Origin of the sequence: Streptomyces phaeofaciens, assembly GCF_014648915.1 — a bacterium.
In the GTDB taxonomy this organism is placed as follows: Bacteria; Actinomycetota; Actinomycetes; order Streptomycetales; family Streptomycetaceae; genus Streptomyces; species Streptomyces phaeofaciens.
Window position 1 is genome coordinate 93,720 of sequence record NZ_BMSA01000007.1, and the last position, 22,933, is coordinate 116,652.

The 22,933-nt window shown below is 73.6% G+C and carries 22 protein-coding genes; 10 read left to right on the forward strand and 12 right to left on the reverse strand.

What is annotated here, in order from left to right; translation table 11 throughout:
* Positions 1-33: 33 nt before the first annotated feature.
* Both IE275_RS14860 and IE275_RS14865 read right to left on the reverse strand, forming a co-directional pair.
* Positions 34-2,226, reverse strand: coding sequence for an MMPL family transporter (locus tag IE275_RS14860; RefSeq protein ID WP_189711734.1), 2,193 nt, complete (start codon positions 2,224-2,226; stop codon positions 34-36).
* 131 nt (positions 2,227-2,357) lie between these two features.
* Positions 2,358-2,879, reverse strand: a complete 522-nt coding sequence (locus IE275_RS14865; RefSeq protein WP_189711735.1) for a MarR family winged helix-turn-helix transcriptional regulator — start codon at positions 2,877-2,879, stop codon at positions 2,358-2,360.
* A 127-nt stretch (positions 2,880-3,006) separates the two neighbouring features.
* On the opposite strand from IE275_RS14865, the gene IE275_RS14870 reads away from it, so the two are divergent.
* On the forward strand, positions 3,007-4,530 hold the full coding sequence (locus IE275_RS14870; RefSeq protein ID WP_189711736.1) for an SDR family oxidoreductase: 1,524 nt from the start codon (positions 3,007-3,009) through the stop codon (positions 4,528-4,530).
* 91 nt (positions 4,531-4,621) lie between these two features.
* Positions 4,622-6,013, forward strand: a complete 1,392-nt coding sequence (locus tag IE275_RS14875) for a cryptochrome/photolyase family protein (RefSeq protein WP_189711737.1) — start codon at positions 4,622-4,624, stop codon at positions 6,011-6,013.
* Here IE275_RS14875 and IE275_RS14880 read toward each other — a convergent pair.
* Positions 6,010-6,867 (reverse strand): SGNH/GDSL hydrolase family protein, encoded by an 858-nt coding sequence (locus IE275_RS14880; RefSeq protein ID WP_189711738.1) that lies wholly within the window; start codon positions 6,865-6,867, stop codon positions 6,010-6,012. The two genes, IE275_RS14875 and IE275_RS14880, sit on opposite strands and share 4 nt — an antisense overlap.
* Positions 6,868-6,958: 91 nt before the next feature.
* A complete protein-coding gene (locus tag IE275_RS14885) occupies positions 6,959-7,894 on the reverse strand; it encodes a LysR family transcriptional regulator (protein WP_189711739.1) in 936 nt (311 codons plus the stop codon).
* A gap of 130 nt (positions 7,895-8,024) precedes the next feature.
* On the opposite strand from IE275_RS14885, the gene IE275_RS14890 reads away from it, so the two are divergent.
* Positions 8,025-8,720, forward strand: coding sequence for a type 1 glutamine amidotransferase domain-containing protein (locus tag IE275_RS14890; RefSeq protein ID WP_189711740.1), 696 nt, complete (start codon positions 8,025-8,027; stop codon positions 8,718-8,720).
* A 34-nt stretch (positions 8,721-8,754) separates the two neighbouring features.
* On the opposite strand, the gene IE275_RS14895 is transcribed toward IE275_RS14890, so the two are convergent.
* A complete protein-coding gene (locus IE275_RS14895) occupies positions 8,755-9,804 on the reverse strand; it encodes a MerR family transcriptional regulator (protein ID WP_189711741.1) in 1,050 nt (349 codons plus the stop codon).
* A 119-nt stretch (positions 9,805-9,923) separates the two neighbouring features.
* Here IE275_RS14895 and IE275_RS14900 point away from each other — a divergent pair, with 119 nt between their 5' ends.
* The gene (locus IE275_RS14900) at positions 9,924-10,559 is read left to right on the forward strand and encodes a sigma-70 family RNA polymerase sigma factor (protein ID WP_189711742.1); all 636 of its coding nucleotides are present in this window, start codon (positions 9,924-9,926) and stop codon (positions 10,557-10,559) included.
* 334 nt (positions 10,560-10,893) lie between these two features.
* Positions 10,894-11,334: an SPW repeat protein gene (locus IE275_RS14905; RefSeq protein WP_189711743.1), complete on the forward strand. Its 441-nt coding sequence runs from the start codon at positions 10,894-10,896 to the stop codon at positions 11,332-11,334.
* A gap of 81 nt (positions 11,335-11,415) precedes the next feature.
* On the opposite strand, the gene IE275_RS14910 is transcribed toward IE275_RS14905, so the two are convergent.
* Positions 11,416-12,183 (reverse strand): ArsR/SmtB family transcription factor, encoded by a 768-nt coding sequence (locus IE275_RS14910; protein ID WP_189711887.1) that lies wholly within the window; start codon positions 12,181-12,183, stop codon positions 11,416-11,418.
* Positions 12,184-12,344: 161 nt separating this feature from the next.
* Positions 12,345-13,802 (reverse strand): M6 family metallopeptidase, encoded by a 1,458-nt coding sequence (locus tag IE275_RS14915; protein ID WP_189711744.1) that lies wholly within the window; start codon positions 13,800-13,802, stop codon positions 12,345-12,347.
* A gap of 245 nt (positions 13,803-14,047) precedes the next feature.
* Here IE275_RS14915 and IE275_RS14920 point away from each other — a divergent pair, with 245 nt between their 5' ends.
* Positions 14,048-14,311 carry a GlsB/YeaQ/YmgE family stress response membrane protein gene (locus IE275_RS14920; protein WP_189711745.1) on the forward strand — a complete coding sequence of 88 codons (264 nt, stop codon included), beginning with the start codon at positions 14,048-14,050 and terminating at the stop codon, positions 14,309-14,311.
* A gap of 228 nt (positions 14,312-14,539) precedes the next feature.
* Here IE275_RS14920 and IE275_RS14925 read toward each other — a convergent pair whose 3' ends face one another.
* A complete protein-coding gene (locus IE275_RS14925) occupies positions 14,540-15,523 on the reverse strand; it encodes an NAD-dependent epimerase/dehydratase family protein (RefSeq protein ID WP_189711746.1) in 984 nt (327 codons plus the stop codon).
* A 171-nt stretch (positions 15,524-15,694) separates the two neighbouring features.
* Here IE275_RS14925 and IE275_RS14930 point away from each other — a divergent pair, with 171 nt between their 5' ends.
* Positions 15,695-16,399 (forward strand): TetR/AcrR family transcriptional regulator, encoded by a 705-nt coding sequence (locus tag IE275_RS14930; protein ID WP_189711747.1) that lies wholly within the window; start codon positions 15,695-15,697, stop codon positions 16,397-16,399.
* 12 nt (positions 16,400-16,411) lie between these two features.
* On the opposite strand, the gene IE275_RS14935 is transcribed toward IE275_RS14930, so the two are convergent.
* Both IE275_RS14935 and IE275_RS14940 read right to left on the reverse strand, forming a co-directional pair.
* Positions 16,412-17,188, reverse strand: coding sequence for a GNAT family N-acetyltransferase (locus tag IE275_RS14935; RefSeq protein ID WP_189711748.1), 777 nt, complete (start codon positions 17,186-17,188; stop codon positions 16,412-16,414).
* 41 nt (positions 17,189-17,229) lie between these two features.
* Entirely contained in the window at positions 17,230-17,598 is a 369-nt protein-coding gene (locus tag IE275_RS14940; protein ID WP_189711888.1) for a MerR family transcriptional regulator, read from the reverse strand.
* Between the two features lie 58 nt (positions 17,599-17,656).
* Between IE275_RS14940 and IE275_RS14945 the strand changes: the two genes are divergently transcribed.
* Complete coding sequence (locus tag IE275_RS14945) at positions 17,657-18,925, forward strand: MFS transporter (protein ID WP_189711749.1); 1,269 nt, start codon at positions 17,657-17,659, stop codon at positions 18,923-18,925.
* 49 nt (positions 18,926-18,974) lie between these two features.
* Positions 18,975-19,451 carry a nucleoside deaminase gene (locus IE275_RS14950; RefSeq protein WP_189711750.1) on the forward strand — a complete coding sequence of 159 codons (477 nt, stop codon included), beginning with the start codon at positions 18,975-18,977 and terminating at the stop codon, positions 19,449-19,451.
* A gap of 62 nt (positions 19,452-19,513) precedes the next feature.
* Here IE275_RS14950 and IE275_RS14955 read toward each other — a convergent pair whose 3' ends face one another.
* Positions 19,514-20,200, reverse strand: a complete 687-nt coding sequence (locus tag IE275_RS14955; protein ID WP_229870243.1) for a chaplin — start codon at positions 20,198-20,200, stop codon at positions 19,514-19,516.
* Positions 20,201-20,498: 298 nt separating this feature from the next.
* Between IE275_RS14955 and IE275_RS14960 the strand changes: the two genes are divergently transcribed.
* Complete coding sequence (locus tag IE275_RS14960) at positions 20,499-22,112, forward strand: alpha/beta hydrolase (RefSeq protein ID WP_189711752.1); 1,614 nt, start codon at positions 20,499-20,501, stop codon at positions 22,110-22,112.
* 21 nt (positions 22,113-22,133) lie between these two features.
* Here IE275_RS14960 and IE275_RS14965 read toward each other — a convergent pair whose 3' ends face one another.
* Positions 22,134-22,910, reverse strand: coding sequence for an alpha/beta fold hydrolase (locus IE275_RS14965; protein ID WP_189711753.1), 777 nt, complete (start codon positions 22,908-22,910; stop codon positions 22,134-22,136).
* Between the last annotated feature and the right edge of the window lie 23 nt (positions 22,911-22,933).

Below are 22,933 nucleotides of genomic sequence, written 5' to 3' on the forward strand. Positions count from 1 at the left end.
AGGACCGCTTGCCCCGGATCGGCGCGAGCATGTTCACGCCGAGCGCGGCCCGCTCCCGCCGGCCGGGGCACCGGCGTCGACGCGACCGCTTCCGCCGGCCGGACCGCGCCCGTCGTCGCCGACGGTCCCGTCGGCCGGACCGTCCTCGTGGGCGGGGGTGCCGGCGTGACCGAGGCGGCCCGGCCACCAGGCGCGCGCTCCGAGGTCCCGTACCAGGGCCGGTACGAGCAGCGAGCGCACCACGAGCGTGTCGAGGAGGACGCCGAACGCCACGATGAAGGCGATCTGGGCGAGGAAGGCCAGCGGGATCACGCCCAGCGCGGCGAACGTCGCGGCGAGCACCACGCCCGCGGAGGTGATGACCCCGCCCGTGGTGACCAGCCCGCGCAGGACGCCCTGGCGCACGCCGTGCCGCAGGGACTCCTCGCGGACCCGGGACATGAGGAAGATGTTGTAGTCGACGCCCAGCGCGACCAGGAACACGAACCCGTAGAGGGGCACGGACGGGTCGGTGCCGGTGAACCCGAACACCTGCCGGAAGACGACCGCGGACACTCCCAGCGTGGCGAGGAAGTTCAGCGCCACCGTGGCGACCAGCAGGGCGGGCAGCAGCAGGGAGCGCAGCAGCCCGGTCAGGATGAGGAAAATGACGGCGAGGACGACGGGGACGATCAGCGTGCGGTCGCGTTCGGCGGTGCGCAGGGTGTCGTACTGCTGGGCCGTGTAGCCGCCGACGAGGGCGTCGGCGCCGGGGACGGCGTGCAGGGCGGTCCGCAGCCGTGCCACCGTCCGCTTGGCGGCGTCGCTGTCCGCGGCGGCGGCGAAGGTGACGTCGACGCGGACGCGTCCGTCGACGACCAGCGGATCGCCGCCGGGGCGTCCTGACCCGGTCACGCCGGCCGCCGCGGCGACACCTTCGGTGTCCCGGGCCACGGCGAGCACGCGCTCCAGCCGGTCGGCGTTCGCCACGACCACGGCGGGGTTGCCCGAGCCGCCGGGGAAGTGCTCGCCCAGTGTCCGCTGGGCGGCGACGGACGGGGCGTCGTTCACGAAGGTCTCGTCGAGGGGGACGCCCTTGGAGGTGAGCGCGGGCGCGAAGGCGGCACCGGCCAGCAGTACGGCGAGGGTGATCGCCCACACCCGGCGCGGGGCCCGGTCGACGAGGTCCGCGACGCGCCGCCACACACCCTCGCCGGCCCCCTCGGACGCGGGCCGGGCACCGGGCCTGGCGGGCCAGTAGGCGGCGCGGCCCAGCACGACGAGGACGGCGGGCAGGAACGTCAGGGTGGTGACGACGGCACAGCCGATGCCGATGGCGCCGACGGGGCCGAGCGCGCGGTTGTTGGTGAGGTCGCTGAACAGCAGGGCGAGCAGTCCCAGGGCGACGGTCGCGGCACTGGCCACGATGGCGCCCCAGGACTGCTTCAGCGCTGCCCGCATGGCCTCGGCGCGGTCCGCGCGGGTGGCGAGTTCCTCCCGGTAGCGGGCGGTGAGCAGGAGCGCGTAGTCGGTGGCGGCGCCGATGACGAGGATCGACAGGATGCCCTGGACCTGTCCGTCGACGCGCACGACGTCGTGGTCGGCGAGCGCGTACACGATCGCGCAGGCGAGGCCGAGGGCGAGCACCGCGGCGACGATGATGACCAGCGGGAGCAGGACGCTGCGGTAGACGAGCAGCAGGATCACCAGCACGGTGAGCAGCGCGACGACGAGGAGCAGGCCGTCGATGCCGGCGAAGGCGTCGGCCAGGTCCGCCTGGCCGGCGGCGGGGCCCGCCAGGTGCACGGTGGTGCCGGGGACGGTCTCGGCGGCCGAGCGGATCCGGTCGAGGGTGCCCGCGAGGCCGTCCCCCAGGTCGGGGCGCAGGGGCACCACGCCTTCGAGCGCCTCGCCGTCCTCGGAGAGCACCGCGGGCGAGACCTGTCCCGTGACCCCGTCGGTGCCCGTCAGGGAGGCGAGGACCCGGCCGGCCTCGGCACGCCGCTCCGCCAGGCCGGTGCCGGTCCACACCACGATCGCCGGCAGTGTCTCGTCCTGCCGGAAGGCCCGCTGGGCGGCGACGACCTCGGTGGACTCGGCACTGCGCGGCAGGAACGCCGCCTGGTCGTTGGTGGCGACCTCACCGAGGCGTCCGGCGAAGGGTCCGAGGACGCCTCCGACGACGAGCCATACGGCGATCAGCAGAAGGGGGACGAGCCGGCGGGCGCGTCGAGGGGTGGTGGACATGGTGCTCCAGGCTCCTCGATGAAAAACAATCTCAATGATTGACATTGTCAATGTGCGTGATCATAGGGGGTACGTACTCTTCCGCCGGAACGCGGCCCCCGGATGCGGGCCGCGCCGGACGCGTGGGTCCGTCAGCGTGGGCCGGACGTGCCGGTCCCCGGGCCCTCGTTCGTCAGTTCCTCGTTCATCGCCGCGAGGAAGCGCACCACCACGGCCAGCTCGTCGTCGGTGAACCGGGCGCGGGCCGCTTCGGCCGCCTCGGCGAGCGGCCGGAAGTGGGTGCGGGCGGCCGACCGCGCGTCGGCCGCGTAGTACAGGTGGACCACACGGCGGTCGGCGCTCTCCCGCACCCGGCGCACATGCCCGGCACGCTCCAGCCGGTCCACACAGGCGGTGACGGCCCCGGAGGTCAGCCCGAGGTGCTCGCGCAGGCCCTTGGGCGTCATGGGCGTCTCCGCGTCCAGGATCGCCGCGAGCGCCTGGACGTCCGTCGCGTGCAGTCCCTGGTCACCCGCGAACGCGTACACCAGGCGGTTGATCTCGCCGTTCATCCGGCGCAGTGCGACGGCGAAGGCGTGCAGGTCGGTCCGGGGCGCGGACGCGCCGGACCCCCCGTGCCCCGTCTGTTGTTCCTGGTCGTTCGCTGTGGCCACGCCGTCAGCGTAGTCGCCCGTCGCTGTTCACCCGATCGCGCGGTGACGTGCCGGTCGGCGCATCCATGACCGCTCTCCGGGGGGAAGTGATCGGTGGGGGAACACCGACGCGAAGGGCCGAGGAGCGATGGCGGAAGACGACCGCGGCACCGGGCCGCTCTGTCTGGTGACCGGTGCCACGGGCTACATCGGCGGCCGGCTCGTCCCCGAACTGCTGGCGGCGGGGGTGCGCGTGCGCTGTCTCGTCCGCTCCCCGGAACGGTTGCGGGACCACCCCTGGGCCGATGACGTCGAGGTGGTCCAGGGCGACGTCACGGACGCCGGATCGGTCGCCCGGGCGATGCGGGGCACCGATGTCGCCTACTACCTGGTGCACGCGCTGGGCACCGGCGGGGACTTCGAGGAGACCGACCGGCGGGCCGCGCGGATCTTCGGGGAGCGGGCCCGGGAGGCGGGCCTGGGCCGCCTCGTCTATCTGGGCGGACTCACCCCGCGGGGTGTCCCGGAGCGGGAGCTGTCGGCGCATCTGCGCTCGCGCGCCGAGGTCGGCCGGATCCTGCTGGCGTCCGGTGTGCCGACGGCCGTGCTGCGGGCGGCGGTGGTGATCGGCTCGGGTTCGGCCTCCTTCGAGATGCTGCGCTACCTCACCGAACGGCTGCCGGTGATGGTCACCCCGAGCTGGGTGCACACCCGGATCCAGCCGGTCGCGGTCCGGGACGTGCTGCGCGCGCTGGTCGGCGGCGCCCGGCTGCCCGGGGACGTCAACCGGACCTTCGACATCGGCGGCCCGGACGTCCTGACGTACCGCGAGATGATGATCCGTTACGCCGCCGTCGCGGAGCTGCCGAAGCGGATCATCCTGCCCGTGCCGATGCTCTCGCCGGGCCTGTCCAGCCACTGGGTCGGCCTGGTCACACCGGTGCCCGCGTCGATCGCCCGGCCGCTCACCGAGTCGCTGCGGCACGAGGTGGTCTGCCACGAGCACGACATCGCGCGGTACGTGCCGGATCCGCCCGGCCATCCGGTCGGCTTCGACGAGGCGGTACGGCTCGCCCTGCGGCGGGTGCGCGAGGCGAAGGTCGCCACCCGCTGGTCGTCCGCCTCCCTGCCCGGCGCTCCCAGCGACCCGCTGCCGACCGATCCCGACTGGGCCGGCGGCAGCCTCTACACCGACCGCCGCGAGCTGTGCGTCGCCGCCCCGCGCGCCTCGCTGTGGCGGGTCATCGAGGGTATCGGCGGGGACAACGGCTGGTACTCCTTCCCGCTCGCCTGGGCCGTACGCGGGTGGCTGGACCGGCTGGCGGGCGGGGTGGGCCTGCGCCGGGGGCGCCGGGACGCCGCCCGGCTGCGGGTGGGCGACTCGCTGGACTTCTGGCGGGTCGAGGAGATCGAGCCGGGGCGGCTGCTGCGGCTGCGGGCGGAGATGCGGCTGCCGGGCCTGGCCTGGCTGGAGATGTACGCGGAGACCGACGACACCGGGCGCACCCGGTTCCGCCAGCGCGCCCTGTTCCATCCGCACGGGCTGCTCGGGCACGCCTACTGGTGGAGCGTGTCGCCCTTCCACGCGGTCGTGTTCGGCGGGATGGCCCGCAACATCGCCCGGGCGGCGGTGGCGGACGCGACGGCGCGGGAGCCGGCGCCCGCGGGGTGACCACCGGCACCGGCCGGCGCCCGGCGCATCCGCGGGGCGCCGCTCCCCGGAAGAAGCGCATGGCCCGTCCCTCCTCTCCCGGAGCCCGTCGATGAACGTCTCGGTCGTCCTGTTCACCTCCGACCTGCGGCTGCACGACCATCCGCCGCTGCGCGCCGCCCTGGAGGGTGCGCGGGAGGTGGTTCCGCTGTTCGTGCGCGACCGGGCGGTGACCGGTGCCGGGTTCGCGGCCCCGAACCGGCTGGCGTTCCTCGCCGACTGCCTGCACGACCTCGACGAAGGGCTGCGCGAGCGGGGCGGGCGGCTGGTGGTGCGCTCCGGGGACGTGGTGGCGGAGGTGTGCCGGGTGGCGGCCGAGGCGGACGCCGACGAGGTCCATCTGGCGGCCGACGTGAGCGCGTACGCCCAGCTGCGCGAGGTGCGGCTGCGGCGGGCGCTGGAGGCGGAGGGGGTGCGGCTGCACGTCCACGACACGGTGACTTCCGCCGTGGACCCGGGCGCGGTGGCCCCGGCCTCCTCGGACCACTTCGCGGTGTTCACGCCGTACTTCGGGCACTGGTCGCGGTGGCGGCAGCGCGACACGCTGGGCGCGCCCCGGAAGGTACGGGTGCCGGACGGGATCGGCTCGGAGCCGGTGCCCTCGCGCCGGGGGCTGTCCGGTCTGTCGCCGGGGCTGGCGGCCGGGGGCGAGACGGAGGGCCGCAAGCGGCTCGCCGCCTGGCTGCGTTCGGGCATCGCCGGCTACGAGGACGGGCACGACGACCTGTTCGGCGACGCGACCTCCCGGCTGTCGCCGCATCTGCACTTCGGCACCCTCTCCCCCGTCGAGCTGGTGCACCGGGCGCGCGCGGCGGGTGGTCCGGGCGCCGAGGCGTTCGTCCGGCAGGTCGCCTGGCGCGACTTCCACCGCCAGGTGCTGGCCGCCCGGCCGGACGCGGCGGCCGCCGACTACCGCACCAAGCGCGACCGTTGGCGTACGGAGCGGACGGCGTCCGAGGACATCGAGGCGTGGCGGGAGGGCCGCACCGGCTACCCGGTCGTGGACGCGGCGATGCGCCAGCTGCGCCACGAGGGCTGGATGCACAACCGGGGCCGGCTGCTGACCGCGAGTTTCCTCACGAAGACGCTGTACGTCGACTGGCGGGTCGGCGCCCGGCACTTCCTGGACCTGCTGGTCGACGGGGACATGGCGAACAACCAGCTCAACTGGCAGTGGATGGCCGGCACGGGCACCGACTCCCGCCCCAACCGGGTCCTCAACCCCGTCACCCAGGCGAAGCGGTACGACCCGGACGGGGCGTACGTACGGCGCTGGGTGCCCGAACTGGCGGAGGTGGCGGGGCCGGCCGTGCACGAGCCGTGGAAGCTGCCGGGGCTGGACCGGGCGGCGCTCGACTATCCGGACCCGCTCGTCGACCTCTCCGAAGGCCTCGCCCGCTTCCGGCGGGCGCGCGAACGGGACGAGAACAGGGCCGCTCCCTAAGGAGCCCAGGGCAGGAGGTCCGGGCGTCTGGCGGTGCGGCCGTCGCCGGAGGAGCGGCCGCGCAGGCGGCGGCCGAGCCAGGGGCCCAGGAAGCCGCCGGCCCAGCGGAGTTCGGCGCGGGCGGCCCGCCAGCCGGCCGGCGCCGGGTACGGGGTCGGGAACGGGCGGTTCCAGGTGTCGTCGCTGCCGGGCAGCCCGAGGGTGTACGCCATGGCGGCGGCGATCCGTTCATGGCCCAGCGGGGAGGCGTGCAGCCGGTCCGTGCTCCACAGCCGGGGGTCGGTGACCACGGGGTGGTGCGCGGTCTCGGCGACGACGACGCCGTACTCCTGCGCCGCCTGCCGGACACGGGTGTTGAGGGCGTCGACCCGTGGCGCGAGCGGGCGGGCCAGCGGGGTGATGCGGGCGAGGTCGGGGAAGGTGAGCGTGGCGACCCGGGCGCCCTGCCCGGTGAGCGCGGCGAACATCGCCCGGAGGTGGCCTGCGACCTCGTCGGCGTCGAAGCGGGGGCGCAGCAGGTCGTTCATCCCGGCGACCACGGTGACGAGGTCGGGGCGCAGGGCGAGCGCCGGGGCGAGCTGCTGGGCGTGGATCTCGCCCGCGGTCCGCCCGCGTACGGCCAGGTTGGCGTACCGCAGGCCGGGGTGGTGCAGGGCGAGCAGTTCGGCGAGACGGTCCGCCCAGCCGCGCAGGCCGACGGTGTCGTCGCCGTCCCCGAGCCCCTCGGTCTGGCTGTCGCCGAGGGCGACGTAGCGCGCGTACGGCGGGGCCGTGGTGTCGCCGCTGTCCTCGCCTCGCGTGCTCTCCTCGCCCCCCGCGCTCTGCGAGGTTCGCGTCGTCTCCGTACCGGCCATGGGCGGGCCCCCGTTCGCTGAGTGTCTCTCCGCGCCCACCCTACTCACTTTTTTGACTAGTCAGATAGGTGTCCTCGGCGGAACGGGACCCTCACCAGGTGCGGGCGACGCTCAGCAGCCGCTCCCGGACCCGCCGCACATCGGGGTTCTCCAGGGAGCCGGGGCGCTGGACCAGGAAGCCGGTGTTGATCGGCGGGTCCTCCGGCTCGTGGAGCGGGACGAGCGCGCCGGAGGCCAGTTCGTCGAGGCAGAGATAGCGGGGCAGCACGGTGAGGCCGGCGCCCGCGACGACCGCGGCGAGCACCCCTCGCAGATCGGGCACGGTCACCGCGGCCGGGCAGGACAGCCGGCGGCCGAACACGTGCCGCCAGTAGCGGCGGGCGATCGGCAGATCCTCGGCGTACGTCACCAGCGGCACGGGGTGGAGCACCGAGGGCCCCTCGGCGGCCAGCCGCTCCCGGAGCCGCCCGGCCCACACCGGGGCGGCGACCAGCACGAACTCCTCGTCCATCAGCGGTGCGGCGGTCAGGGTGCGGCCGCGCGGGCGGGTGGTGGCGATGACCAGGTCGTGCCGTCCGGCCCGCAGTTCCTCCAGCAGGTGGTCGGTGAGGCCGGTCGCGACGCGGAGCCGGACGCCCTCGGCCACCAACGGCGCGAGGGCGGGCAGCACACGACTGCACAGCAGCTCGGCCGGCCCGGCCAGGTGCACGGGGTCGGCCCGGCCGGCGGTCGCGGGGTGCGGGCCCGCCACGGAGGCGAGTTCGTCGAGGGGCGGGGCGATCCGGGCGGCGAGTTCGTCGGCGACGGGCGTCGGGACGACGCCGCGCGGGCGCCGCTCGAACAGTTCCCGGCCGGCCTGCCGCTCCAAGGTGCGCATCTGTGTCGTCACGGTCGGCTGCGACAGTCCGAGCAGTTGCGCGGCACCGGTGAACGAGCCCGAGCGGTAGACGGCCAGGAAGGTGCGCAGGAGATTGAGGTCCAGGTGGTCGGTGTGTTCCACGGCTCCCAGTATTCCGGCACGACCCATAGAAAACCCTATGGCCGAGATTGGAATCCTCATTGGATCCCTATGTCTCGGCGGCCTAGGTTCGATGGTGTCCGCACCCGCCGACGCTCCGCTGCCGGAGCCTCGGACCCGATTCTTCCGGAGACTCCCCATGGCCAAGATCCTTTTTGTGATGACCGGCGCCGACCACTGGACCCTCGCCGACGGCACCCTGCATCCCACCGGCTTCTGGGCGGAGGAGGCCGTCGCCCCCTACACGGCGTTCCGGGCGGCCGGTCACGAGATCGTCGTGGCCACGCCCGGCGGTGTCGTCCCGCCGGTGGACAAGGGCAGCCTCGCGGCCGAGGTCAACGGCGGGCAGGAGAACGCCGACCGGATCTCCGCCGGGCTCGCCGCGATGACGGAGCTGGAGCGGCCGGTCCGGCTGGAGGACGTGGACCTCGGCGACTACGCGGCCGTCTTCTACCCCGGCGGGCACGGTCCGATGGAGGACCTGGCCGTCGACGCGGCCTCCGGCCGCCTCCTCGCCGGGGCCCTGGCCTCCGGCAGGCCGCTCGCCGTCGTCTGCCACGGCCCGGCCGCGCTGCTGGCCGCGGTGACCGAGGACGGCACCAACGCCTTCGCGGGCTACCGGGTGGCCGCCTTCACCAACGCCGAGGAGCTGGCGGCCGGCCTCGGCGAGAAGGCCGAGTGGCTTCTCCAGGACCGTCTGACCGAAGCCGGCGTCGAGGTCGAGGTCGGCGAGCCGTGGGCGCCGCACGTGGTGGTCGACCGCAACCTGATCACCGGCCAGAACCCGGCCTCCTCGGTCCCGCTGGCGGCGGAGCTGCTGAAGAAGCTGGGCTGACCCCGGACGGCGGGGGCGTCACACAGGGCGCGCCTCACGCCGTCCGGTACACCCCGGCCAGCGTCTCCAGCGCGTCGTGCAGCCCGGTGGGCCGTGACAGTCCCGCCGCCGAACGGCCCGCCCAGCCGGGCCCGCCGATCACCACGGCCGGCGTGCGCCGGGCCCCGCTGACGCCCCAGCGGGTTCCGGCGAGATGCCGGGCGAGGGCCGGGCTCGCGGTGGAGCGGGCCTGGGCCCACAGGACGACGGCGACCGGGCCCAGCCGCTGCACGGCCGCGGTCAGCGCCTCGGCGGGTACGGCCGCGCCGAACATCCGGGTGGGGACGCCCAGTCGGCCGAGTCCCGCGTTGAGCGCCTCCAGCGGCAGGGTGTGCTGCTCCCCCGGTACGCAGGCCAGCACCACGGGCCCCGGCGCACCCGCCGCGCTCCCCGGTACCGCCGGGCGGGTGGCGCGGCGCAGGGTCGTGGAGACATGCCAGGACAGCAGGTGCTCGACCTCGACGTAACGGTCCCCGGACGACGCCCACTTGCGCCCCACCGCGTGCAGGGTCGGCACCATCACCTCCTGCCAGGCGACAGTGAGCCCGTGCCGTTCGACAGCCTCGTCCAGCTGCTCCGCCATGGCCGGCGCGTCCAGCCGTACGGCGGCCCGGGCCAGGCCCCGGCACTCCTGGCGGACATCGCCGCCCAGCGGCAGCGCACCGGCCGCCCGGGTCCGTTCGCGCACCGCGCCCGGCGCGTCCCCGACGGGCCGGCCGGCGCCCTCCTTCGCGGCGCGGGCCGCTTCGGCGGGCGGCACCCCGGACGACGTCAGCCGGCACATCGCCTCCAGGACGGCCACGTCGGACGGCCGCCAGCGCCGGTGCCGGCCGTCCGCGCGGACGGCCGGCCCGATGCCGTAACGCCGGTCCCAGGACCGCAGGGTGGTGGGCGCCACGCCGAGCCGGCGGGCCAGGGAGCCGGTGGTCAGCCCGGTGGCGCCGCCCTCACCGGGCCCACCGCCCTCATCGGCCTCACCGGTGTGGTCGTCGTCGGCGCTGTCGGTACTGCCGGTGGTCTTGTCGCGGCTCGGGGACTTGCTCATGGGGCGACGATATCGGCGATACGACGCAGAAACGACGCATGTTGAGGCAGTGGCCGTACGGCTCGCAGGATGGCCGCACCGGCCCGAGGACAGCCCGCCCGACATGAGGAGCCGTCGTCATGAGCCCGCAGCCGACCGCCACCGTGTCCGCCGCCCCGTCCGCCACCGTGTCCGCCGCCCCGTCCACCGAGGGGCCCGCGGCCGAGGTGCCGCCCTCCGACGAGGAACTCGCCCGGGGCCTGCTGGCGGGCGACGAGGCCTGCCTGGCCGCCGTGTACCACCGCTGGTCGACCATGGTGCACACGCTGGCCTGGCGTTCGCTGGGGGACGCCAAGGAGGCCGAGGACGTCACCCAGCAGGTGTTCCTCGGCGTGTGGCGGGGACGCGCGGGCTACCGGCCCGAGCGCGGCTCGCTCGGCGGCTGGATCGTGGGCATCACCCGCCGCCGGATCGCCGACGCGCTCGCCGCCCGGGCCCGCCGCCGGTACCTCGTCGTCTCGGCCGGGGCCAGGCTCGCGCTCGCCGACCCCGACCGGGAGCGTCCCGAGGCCGCCCTCGAACGCGTTCTGATCCGCGGCGAACTCGCCCGGCTCCCCGAACCCCAGCAGTGGGTCCTGCGGCTGGCCTTCTACGAGGACCTCACCCAGACCCAGATCGCGGAGCGCACGGGCTGGCCCCTCGGCACGGTCAAGAGCCACGCCCGGCGCGGCCTGCAACGACTGCGCGGCCGCCTGGAACCGGTGGCGTACGGCTGAGCGCCCCCCGCTCCGACCGAACTCCCATTCGACGCACAAACGCTGCATCCCCGGCCCGAGCATATTCCGCACCGGGAGCGCGTCCACGTGCATCCGAAGGTCGTCCACCGCCGGAAGTACCCCTGGGCCGCCCCATCCCCTCGGTGCGGCCGCCGGGAGTCCGACAGGGCTCCCCTCGCCCTCGGAGGGTGTCGGTGCCCTCCGAGGGCGGGCCTCTGCGCACCCCGTCCCACCTCTACACATAAAGGCCAAATAAGCGCAGAATGAACCTGCGCGGCGCTTACCGCACACCGCACCAGACGCGGTCAGGCCTGCAAGTCAAAGGAGACGAGTCATGGCCAACGTCTCGCCCACCCGGGGTGACATGTCGACTCACCCCGATGTTTCCGAGATGCGGGCACGGTACGACCGCATGCTCGGTGGTCGTGATGTGGCGCTCGTGGACGGACCGGTGTTCCTGCTCGGTCTGTACTGCGCCGTATCCCCGTGGATCCTGCACTACACCACCAGCCAGCCCGACCTCGTGACCCACAACCTGATCGTGGGGATCGCGATCGGCCTGCTGGCCCTCGGGTTCACCGCGGCCCCGGCACGCATGTACGGCCTGAGCTGGGCCATGTGCGCGCTCGGCGTCTGGATGATCATCGCGCCCTGGATCGTCGGCGACAGCCCTGACGCCGGTGTCGTGGTGAACAACATCATCATCGGCGCGCTGGCACTGATCCTCGGTGCGATGTGCGCCCTCACCGCGGTGAGGAGCGTCCCGAAGCCGTAGTTCCGACAGAGGCCGAAAGGCCGAGAGGCCGGGAAGACGGGCCGGCCGGTCCCCGCGGACCGGCCGGCCCGCGTCCGTACCTCACTCCGCCGGCACCGACCACGGCTCCTGCGGCAGCGGCCGGCCGGTCTCCAGGAGCGACTTGAGGTTGGACAGCACGGCCGGCCAGCCCAGGGACACGTCCGCGACGTCGCGCTCGGTGCGCAGGTCCTCGTGGGTCACGGTGAGCCGGACGATGTCGCCGTGCGGCCGGAGGTCGAAGGTGACCCGGGAGTACATGTCCTCGCGCCCCTCGTTCTCCGGCTCGGTCCAGGTGGTCACCAGCCGGGTCGGGCGCTCGCTCTCCACCACGGTGCCGACGACGTCGGCGATGCCGGAGCCGTCGATGCGCACATGCTCCCAGCGCGAGCCGGTCCGCCAGTCGGAGACATTGCTGTGGCCCCAGTAGACGGCGGTGAGGTCGGCGTCGGTGAGGGCGTCCCAGACCTTCTCCGGCGTACTGGCGATGTAGGTGACGTAGACGAATGTCGGCTTGTCGGTCATGGCTTCCTCGGCTCGTCGCTTGACGTCGGAGAGCACGCGCAGCCGCGGGCGCTCGAACCTGCCGATCCACCGCTCCTCGATCTCGTGGAGCGGGACCGGGTTCAGGTAGTGCAGCTTCTCCCGCCCCCGCCGCACCGTGACGACCAGGTTGGCGGCCTCCAGGACGGCCAGATGCTGCGTCACCGACTGACGTGCCATGTCGATGGGCGCGCACAGTTCGCCCAGCGTCCGGCCGTTGCGCTCACGCAGCAGGTCCAGAAGCCGTCTGCGGGTGTCGTCGGCCAGCGCCTTGAAGACCATGTCCATGCCCGGGTCGGTCCCCGGGTCGTCTCCCGATCGCACACTCCACGTTATGCAGGTGATTGCCTGCACGTCAATCGGTCACCGCACGACGGCGACGGCCGGGGCCGCTCCCGGACCCGGCCGCCGCCGTGGTCAGCAGACGTCGTGGTCAGCCGACGTCGTGGTCAGCCGACGTCGAGCGCGGTGTCGTCGATGACGAACGAGGTCTGGAGGGTGGACCCTTCCGTACCGGTGAACTTGAGCGTCACCGTCTGCCCGGCATAGCTCGCCAGACCGAAGGAGCGCTGCGTGTAGCCGCCGGCGGCGTTGAGGTTCGAGTAGGTCGCCAGGGTGCTCAGCACGGTCCCCGAGCTGTTGAGGACCTGGACCTTCAGGGTGTCGTAGGCCGTGCTGGTGGTGGTCTCGGCGGTGTCGATGTGCAGGTAGAAGCTGAGGGTCGCGGTGGTGCACCCCGACGGGATCGTCACCGGCTGGGAGAGCGTGTCGGTGGTCGCGGTGCCGTAGCCGTCGAGCCAGGCGTAGTACGAGCCCGTACGGGCCGACTGGCTGCCGGAGTCGGTGATGACGCCGCTCGTGGCGCTCCAGGTGGTGGCGCCGGACTCGAAGCCCTTGTTGCCGAGGAGCTGCGCGGCGGTGCAGGTGCCCGAGCCGCCGTCGTCACCGCCGTCGTCGCCGCCGCTCGCGCCGGAGAGCCACTCGGTGGCGTTCAGGGCGAGCGGGGCGTTGGTGGCGCCGGTGTCGTTCCATCCGTCGTAGAGCGTGTTGCCGGACTGGCCGGTGCCGTCGTCGACGGGCGAGCTGTCACCCCAGAAGGCGACGCGGCCGCTGCCGAAGGTGCTGGTGGCGAAGAAGGCGCCGGTGTTGCCGGAGTAGCCGCTGCGGTAGAGCAGGCCCTTGACGCTGGAGTTGTCGGCCGGCTTGAGGGTGGCGGTGGTGCCGCTGGCGATCAGGCTCTTGGTGACGGTGCCGAAGGAGCCGTGCAGCACGGGGTCGGTGCTGTCGCTGATGGCGGCCGGGTAGCCGGAGCTCACACTGAGGGAGTCGATCGAGAAGCCGAACGGGTCGGTGGAGTCGACGCTGTTGTTCGTCATCAGGTCGTTGAGGATCTCGACCGCGTCCTCGCCGTCGTTGTTGCGGTCGGCTCCGGTGTGGTCGGAGATCATGAACAGACCGCCGCCGTTCTTCACGAAGTTCATGATCGCCGTCTTCTCGGCAGTGGTGAACAGCGTGTTGGGCTCCGGCAGGACCAGGGTGTCGAAGTTGGCCAGGTCGGTCGTCGCCGTCCCGCCGTAGGTGAGGCTGGAGCCCGAGGGCAGGGTCTTGAGGCTGTAGTCGCCGGTCGCCTGGAGATCGACGCCCCAGGAGGAGAGGGCGCCGGTCCAGTCGGTCTCGGCGGACGGGGAGGAGTCCTGGCCGAGGGGGTCGGGCTGACTGGTGGAGATGATCCAGTCGGCGTTGCCGGCCGTCTCCGCGTGGGCGTTGTCGAACAGGACGCGGTGGGGGGTGGCCGCGTGCGCGGGGGTGGCGGTGGTGGAGACCTGGAGGGCCGCTCCGGTGACGAGCAGTCCGAGGCCGGTCAGGAGGGTGGTGACCTTGCGGCGGGATCTCTGCGATCCGAGCATCCGGCTTACCTCCGTGAGGGGTGGGGACAAGAGGCGGGTGCGGGCGCCGATCTGCGCGCGTAGACGCCACGTTCGAGGGTTCTACACGCGTGGAACTATTGAAATGTACATGGCACAGCGGAAGGTTGAACATCAAGCGGCGGCAATATCGCCCGCCATACCGTCGACAACCGGCCCCGGAACGGACTGTCCCGGTCTCCGGCGGGCACACGCAGGACATCGGGTCAAACAGAGGAGGGGCGAGGATGGAGATCGACGGCCTCATCAGTGCCATCTTCATCGGCATCGTCATCGGTGTCCTGGGGCGGCTGGCCATTCCGGGCCGCCAGCGGATCGGTGTCCTGTGGACCATCGCCGTCGGCATCGTGGCCGCGCTGATCGGTTCGGCGCTCGCCGCCGGCATCGGCGTGGCCGACACCGACGGGGTCGACTGGATCGAGTGGCTCATACAGATCGGCCTGGCGGCGGTCGGCGTCGCGGCACTCGACCGGGTCAAGGCCCGGCGCTGAGCAGAAGCGGGAGCTGAGCAGAAGCGGGAGCGGGGCAGAAACGGGAGCGGGGCGGGGTCCGGCGCCGAGTGCGACCGGGCCGGGCTCCGCGCCTGACATGACCAGGATATGACCGGGCGCCGGGCTCCGGGCGGGGCCGCACCCCGACCGTGCCCCGACCGCACTCCGACCGCGCTCCGGCCACCACCCAGGTCGACGCGCCGACCACCGCCCCGACCGCCGCCCCGCTCACTGCCCCGCGAGCAGTTCCCCGTACCAGGCCAGCGTGGCGTCCAGCGTCTCCTCCAGGGGGGTCGCCGCCACCCCGAAGGCCCTCTCGAACGCGGAGGAGTCCACGATCTGGGGCTCGGTGTGCTGGTAGAACATCTCGGCGTACTCCGCCATGAACTGCTCGTCGAACGCGCCGAACGGGCGGGGCTCCTCGACCACCAGCACGTTCAGCGACCGGCCCGTCCGGCGCTCGATCATCGCGTGGACCGCGCGCGTGCTGACGGCCGGCGCGGTGGGCAGATGCCAGACCCGGCCGTCGCCCTCCGGGCGCTCGCCGAGGGTGGCCAGCCCGGCGGCCACGTCCTGGATGCCGGTGTAGCTGTGCGGCAGATCGATGTCGCCGAGGCCCACCACCTGGCCCCCGGTCAGCGCGGCCGGGAACACCGCCCCGCCGAGGGAGGAGTTGAGCACACCGGGGCCGACGAAGTCGGCGGACCGGCCGAGGACCACCCGGGCCCGGCCCTCGCGGTGCGCGGCGAGGTACTTCTCGTCCAGCTCGGCCCGCATCCGGCCCTTGCGGCTGGTCGCCTTCCACGGGCTGTCCTCCGTCATCACCGCTCCCCCGGTCTCGCCGTACGGGTAGAGCGTGTCGAGGACGACCAGCCGGGCACCGGACGCCTCGACGGCCCCGAGGACGGCGTCCTGGATGCGGGGCATCACCTCGACCTGGAGGTGGTAGCCGACGTTGACGCAGTGGTACACGACCGCCGCGCCGGCCACGGCGGCCCGCGCGCCCTCGGCGGTGGCGACGTCGGCGGCGCAGCGCTCGACGCCGTCGATCCCGGGCCCCTCCCCCTTGCGGTCGACCAGCCGGACGGCGTGCCCCCGGCGGACGAGTTCACGGGCGAGCGCGGTCCCCGCGGGGCCGGCGCCCAGCACGGCGTGCAGAACCTGCCGGCCGGAAGCGGCGGAAGGGGCGGTGGAGGGGGTGACGGCAGACATGACGGTGTCCTCTCACTGGTCACTGGGTTTCCCGGCGGCCTGGACATCAGGTTCCTGATGTCCAGTCGCAACAGTTAGAGACTGTAACTCTTTCGATTGGGTGTAGCAACAGTGGGCCGGTCAGTGGTTCGTTAGGGTGTGTCACAGCCCGTCGAACGAGAGGAGCCGTCCATGACGGCCGGTGCGCAGAGCCCCAGGGCCAGGTATCGCGAGCAGACCCGCGCGGAGATCAAGGACATCGCGCTGAGGCAGCTCGCCGAGGGCGGTACGGCGGCGGTGGCCCTGACGCGGATCGCCAAGGAGGTCGGCCTGTCGGGGCCCGCTCTGTACCGGTACTTCGACAGTCGTGACGCCCTGCTCACGGACCTCATCCGGGACGCGTACGCCGATCTGGCGGCGGCCGTCGGGCGGGCCGCGGGGGCACTCGACGAGTCGCGGCCGCGCGCGCGGCTCCACGCGCTGGCGGGGGCCTGCCGGAGCTGGGCCGTGGCCCAGCCGCACCGCTATCTGCTGATCCAGGGCACGCCGGTGCCGGGATACACCGCGCCGCCGGACACACTGGACAGCGCCCGGGCGGTGCTCGGCCCGTTCCTGCCCGCGTTCGCGGCGGCCGAGCCGTCGGAGTCGGTGCGCCCGATGGTGGCGCAGATGACGGAGTGGGCGGCGAAGGACCCGGTGGTGGCGGAGTGGGCCCGCGCGCACGTCCCGGCGGGCGCGGAGGGAGCCGCCCTGGCCGGCGGCGTACTGGGCTGGACCTCCCTGCACGGTGCCGTCGGCCTGGAGGTGTCCGGCCAGTTCGAGGGCATGGGCCACACCGGGGACACCCTGCTCGCGGCCCAGATCGACGCCCTGGCGGACTCCTTCGGGCTGGACTGAGGGGGACGGGCGCTACACCCCGTGGACGTACGGCGTCGTCGTGGTCAGCGCGGCGAAGCCGAGTCGTTCCAGGATGGGCCGGCTCTGGTCGGAGGCGTCGACCTGGAGATAGCGGTAGCCGCGCTCGGCGGCGACCCGGGCGCGGTACGCGATCAGGGCACGGTAGACGCCACGGCCGCGCCACTCCTGGGCGGTGCCGCCGCCCCACAGGCCCGCGAACCGGGTCCCGGGGATCATCTCCATCCGCGCGGAGCTGACCGGCACGTCCCCGGCCAGGGCGACCAGGGCGACGATGCCGTCCGGGTCGGTCGCGAGCCGGGCGAGCACCAGGTCCCGCAGCCAGCCGCCGTCGCGGCCGAACGCCCTCTCGTTCGCCTCGACCATGAGGTCGACGCCCGCCCGGTCGGTGACGGGCACGATACGGACGCCGTCGGGCGGCTCGGCGTCGAGAAGCTGGTCGGCCGTCTCCCCGATCATCAGGGTCTCCTCCGGGTCGGCCGTGAAGCCGGCCGCGACCAGCCGTCGTCCTAGGTCGGAGGGCCGGTCGTGCCCGTGCAGCTTCCACTCGAACTCACGGCCGAGACCGGTGAAGTGGGCGACCTGCTCGGCGATCGCCGCGTCGGCGTTCCCGGGGTCCAGGTCGGACCACAGGACGCCGTTCCAGCCGCCCTCGCCGCCGATGTGCCGGACCACTCCCCCGGTCCGTTCGATCCGGGCGTCGGGGCTCTCCGGACGGGCGCCTTCGCGCATGTCCCGGTCGTACAGGGCGAGTACAGCGGCAAGATCCATGGAGGCCACTCCAGCATCCCGGCCCCGCCCCCACAACGGAATTACGTCCCCGGACGGACCGCCGCCAGATACGCGGTCAGCCGGTCGCGGTTGCGGGCCAGGCAGTCGATCCGGGACTGGATGCGGTCGATGTGGCTCTGGAGGAGGGCGGCGGTCTCGGGGGTCAGGTGCTCGGCGGGCAGCAGGATCTCGTCCGGGCCCGACAGGTACGGCAGGATCGCGCGGATCATCTCCGTCGTCAGCCCGGAATCGAGCAGCCCGCGGATCTGCTGGACGTCCCGGACGGCCGCCTCGCCGTACGCGCGGTAGCCGTTCCCGCCGCGCTCGGGGTGGAGCAGGTCCTGCTCCTCGTAGTAGCGCAGCAGCCGGGTGGGGACGCCGGTGCGGCGGGACAGTTCGCCGATCTTCACGGCGCCCTCCGGGGTCACGCTTGCCTTCACACTGATGTGAACGTTCGACCATGGTCCCATGTCCACCGCCTCCCTGGTCAAGGGCACCCCCGTGCCCTCCGCCCTGCCCTGGTCCGGGCTGCTCGCCCTGTCCACGGCCGCCTTCACCGCCGTCGTGACCGAACTGCTGCCCGCCGGACTGCTGCCGGCCATGGCACCGGCGCTCGGTGTGTCCGAGGCCCGGGTGGGATTCCTGGTCACCGGGTACGCGGTCGCCTCGTTCGTCGCGGCGATCCCGGTGACCGCCCTGCTGCGCGGTCTGCCGCGCCGGCCGGTCCTGGCCGGCACCCTGCTGGGCTTCGCCCTGAGCAACGCGGTGGTCGCGCTGTCCTCGTCGTACGGCGTCACGTTCGCGGCGCGGCTGGTGGCCGGCGTGATGGGCGGCGCCCTGTGGGCGATGCTCGCCGGGTACGCGGCCCGGATGGTCCCGGCCGACCGGCGCGGGCGGGCGATCGCCGTGGTGCTGGCCGGGATCACCCTCGCGCTGTCGCTGGGCGTCCCCGCCGGGACCGCGCTGGCCGGGCTGACCGGCTGGCGTGCGGCGTTCGCGCTGCTGGCCGGGGTGGCCGTGCTGCTGACGGGATGGGTGCGGTGGCGGGTGCCCGGCTTTCCGGGCGAGGAGCGGGCCGCACGCGTGCCGCTCACCCGGGTGGCCCTGTTGCCGGGGCTCCCGGTGGTCCTGTCCGTCACGCTGTTCCTGCTGCTGGGCCACCAGGTGATGTACACGTACGTCGCCCCGTTCTCGGCGCACGCGGGTTTCGGGCGCACGGACGTGGTGCTGCTGGTGTTCGGGGCGTCCACGGTGGCCGGGATCTGGGGTACCGGGCTGCTGGTCGACCGGCATCCGCGGGCCACGCTGCTGGGGGCGCTCGCCGGCTGCGCGGCCGTCATGCTCGCACTGGGCGCGTTCGCCGGTGTCCCCGCCGTGCTCCTGACGGCGGTCGCGCTGTGGGGCGCGGCCTTCGGCGGGGCGCCCACACTGATCCAGACGGCCCTGGTGGGCGCCTCGGGGCCCGCCGCCTCGGACGTGGCGACCTCGCTCCAGACCACGGTCTACAACGCGGGCATCGCGGGCGGTTCGCTGACCGGCGGGGTGGTGCTGGAGCGCCTGGGTCCGGGGGCCCTGCCCTGGACGGCCCTCCCGCTGGTCGCCCTGGCCCTGATCGCGGTGACGCTCGGACGGCGGCACGCCTTCCCGGCCGCCCGGGGTGCGGGTGCGGGTGCGGATGGGGGTGCCGGTCGTCGCGAGCGGGCCCGGACCGCCTCCGTGACCCGGGACCTGTCCTAGGCTGGCCGGAGATCGTCCACAGCCGAGCGCGACGAGGGAGCCGTCCGTCATGATCGAGGCCACCGAGCTGGCGCACTTGCGTCGTTGTGTCGAGCTGGCCGCCGAGGCGCTGCGGGTCGGGGACGAGCCGTTCGGGTCGGTGCTGGTCGGCGGGGACGGCACGGTGCTCGCCGAGGACCACAACCGGGTGGCCTCCGGCGACCGCACCCGGCACCCGGAGTTCGAGCTGGCCCGCTGGTCGGCGGCGCGGCTGTCGCCCGGGGAGCGGGCGGCGGCCACGGTCTACACCTCGGGCGAGCACTGCCCGATGTGCGCGGCCGCCCATGCGTGGGTGGGCCTGGGGCGGATCGTGTACGTGGCCTCGTCCGAGCAGCTCGCCGCGTGGCTGGGCGAGCTGGGGGTTCCGGCGCCTCCGGTGCGGACCCTGCCGATCCGGGAGGTCGCCCCGGGGGTGCTCGTCGAGGGGCCGGTCCCCGAGCTGGTGGACGAGGTGCGCGCGTTGCACCGGCGGTTCCACGGCGCCTGACCACGGCCGCGGGCCCCCGTCCGGTACGACCGGCGGGGGCCCGCGGAATCACCCTGCGGCGGTCAGCGCTCCGTGCCGGGGCGGAACCGTCGGTAGAGGACCGCGCCGCCGAGCATCAGCGCCGCGCTGCCGAGGAGGGCGGGCAGCGCGGCGTCGCTGCCCGTCTGGGCGAGCGAGGAGACCGCCTGCGGCCCCGGAGCCTGGGGCTCGTGGGCGGGCGGGGCGGGCTTGGGCGCGGCCGGCTGAGGCTCGGCCGGCTGGGGCTCGGCGGGCTGGGTGTGGCGCGCCGGGGGCTGCGGCTTCGGCTTGGTGGGCGGCGTGGGCGGGGTGTACTCCTCGCCGGGGCCGTTCTCGGACTTGTTGCCGAGCACCGGGTTCAGGACGCCGACGACGTTCACGCTGTTGCCGCTGGCGTTCAGCGGGAGGTCCACCGGCACCTTGACGCCGTTGCCGGAGACGACGCCGGGCGAGCCGACCGCGTCGCCCTCGGCGGCCGCCCCGGAGGACGGTCCGGTCGCGGTGGTGCCGCCGCCCTTGTTGGCGCAGGCGTTGCCCACGGTGGGGTTCAGCGCGCCCACCACGCTCACGGTGTTGCCGCACAGGTTCACCGGGAGGTGCACCGGCAGCTGGATTCCGTTGCCGGACACGACACCGGGCGAGTCCGCCGTGGTGCCGGTCGCGGTGGAGTCGGCGAACGCCGGCATGGTCACAGCCGCCATCGCGCCCGAGGCGGCTGCGACGGCGAGCACACCGTTTCGGGTAACCCGTCTCATGGGTCCCTGCCTTCCAGACATGGTCGCGGGCACTCACCCGCATCCGTTAAAACGCGGGCGAACCAACCAAGTAATGGCCAAACGACCTTTCACCCCATCGAGTGCCACGGCCGTCGAACTGATCACAAAACCACCCAATATTTCATCGAAAACCGAGGACGGCAGGGCCATCGGAGCATCGCCCCGGCTCCGGAGGCGGGCCGTGCGGGTGCCGCCTATCGTGGGGCCCTGGGCGCCGTTCCCGGTCCGCTGAGAGGCGTCCCTGGAGGCACTCATGCCGGCCACGCCGCCGATCCGGCCCGGCCCGCGCCGTCGCGTGCTCGCCGCGACCGCGGCGACCGCCGCGCTGTCCCTGGCGGGAGCGGCACTGGTGGGATCGGCCCTGGGGACGACGCGGGCCGACGGCGACGACGGCCCCGACCTGTCCCGGTTCTACGACCAGAAGGTGACCTGGTCGACGTGCGACGTCGACGGGGTGCCCGACGACCTCCAGTGCGGCCGGGTGACCGTCCCGCTCGACTACGCGCACCCCGAGGCGGGTGCGCTCGACCTGGCGCTCGCCCGCTACCGGGCCACCGGCGACAAGCGGGGCTCGGTGGTGCTGAACTTCGGCGGCCCCGGTGGTCCCGGCGTGCCCCAACTGGCGTACGCGGGAAAGGAGTTCATGGAGCTGACGGACAGCTACGACGTGGTCTCCTTCGACCCCAGGGGCGTGGGCCGCTCCTCGCCCGTGAGCTGCGGCGAGGGGGAGCTGGAGGGGCTCGCCGCGCTGGAGGACGACGGGGCCCTCGGCGATCCCGGGACGGCCCTGGCCCGGTTGCGGAGGGCGGCCGCGGCCTGTGCGGACAACTCCGGGCCGGTCCTGCGGCACATGGGCACGGTCGACGCCGCGCGGGACATGGACGTCCTGCGTTCGGCCCTCGGCGACAAGAAGCTCAACTACCTGGGCTTCTCCTACGGCACCCGGCTCGGCGCGGTGTACGCCGCCCGGTTCCCGCACAAGGTCGGCCGGTTCGCCCTGGACGGCGTGGACACGCTGACCGAGCCGCTCACCGAGCAGGGCATCGCGGGCGCCCGGGGGCAGCAGACGGCGCTGGACGACTTCGTCGACTGGTGTGTGCGGGACATCGCCTGCCCGTTCGGCCAGGACGCCCGTTCGGCCCGCGAGATGATCGTCCGGCTGGTGTGGTCGCTGGACGAGAACCCGGTACCGGCGGACTTCGGGGACGACTTCACCGGCCAGGACCTGGTGGGCGCGCTCGGGCAGGGGCTGTACAGCAAGGAGCTGTGGCCGTCGCTGGAGCGGGCGCTCGCCCGGCTCGTGGAGGACGGGGACACCAGCGGGGTCGCGGCGTTCGCGACCGGCGGCCTGGCGTTCGGGGTGCGGGAGCCGGGCGGCGGCGAGCCGTCCCCGCTGGCCGAGCCCGAGGACGTGCCGCTCGACAACCTGCCGGCCGCCCTGATGGCGATCAACTGCGCGGACGACCCCGACCGCCCCACCGCCGAGCAGATCACCGCCGACCTCGAACGGCTGCGGGCCGCCTACGACGAGGCGTCACCGGTCTTCGGCCGGTACCGCCTCGCCGAGGTGCTGCTCTGCTACGGCCGCCCCAAGGGCACCGACTACATCCGGGAGCGGGTGAAGGACGTCGACACCCCGGAGATGCTGCTCGTCGGCACCCGGGGCGACCCCGCGACGCCGTACCGCTGGACCGAGGAGACGGCCGAGCGGCTCGGCGACGCGGCCGTGGTGCTGGACAACAAGGGCGAGGGCCACACCGGCTACGGCTCGTCGAAGTGCGTGCACCGCAAGGTCGACGACTTCCTGCTGTACGGCTCGCTGCCGCCCAGCGGCAGCTCCTGCGGGGCCGACACGGACGACTACTGAGGCGCGTCGGACCGAGGCGCGTCAGCCCGTGGTCACGAACGCGTCGATGGCGGCGGTCAGTTCGGCCGGCTTCTCCACGGGCAGCTCGTGCCCCGCGTCGATGATGCGGACGGTGGCGTCCGGATAGGCCTTGGCCATCCGCAGCATCTGCTGCACCGGCAGCTGGATGTCGTGGTAGCCGTGGATCATCAGGGTGGGCACCTGGATCTCGCCCACGCGGTCGAGGACGTCGAAGGCGCGCATGGCGCCGTACAGGGTCATCACGACCTCGCGCGGGGTGTCCGCGGAGGACCTGACGTACCCGCGGATCTCCTCACGGGGGTATCCGGGGGCGAAGGCGCGCTGGATGTTGGTGGCGACGAACAGCTTGAAGGGGACGAGGGTGGAGGCGGCCATCAGCAGGCCGCGGCCGCGGCTGAAGGCCATTTTGGCGATGGAGTTCACCAGGACCATGCGCTCCACGCGCTCGGGGTGCGCGAGGGCGATCGTCTGCGCGATCATCCCGCCCATCGAGTGACCGACCAGGACGAACCGTTCGATCTTGAGGTGGTCGAGGAGGGCGATCAGGTCGTTCGCCAGTTCGGCGACCGTCTTCACCCCGGCCCCGCCGCTGTCGCCGTGTCCGCGCAGGTCGAGCCGGACCACCCGGCGCTTCTCGGCGAAGTGGGCGAGCTGGTGGTCCCAGCGGTGCCGGTTCGCCGTCCAGCCGTGCACGAACACCAGGGGCACCCCGCCGCCGTCGCGCGGGCCCTCGTCGTCGTACGTGAGTGCAGCGCCGTCGACTTCGAGCTGCGGCATGGGTGCCTCCTGCGGTATGTCCG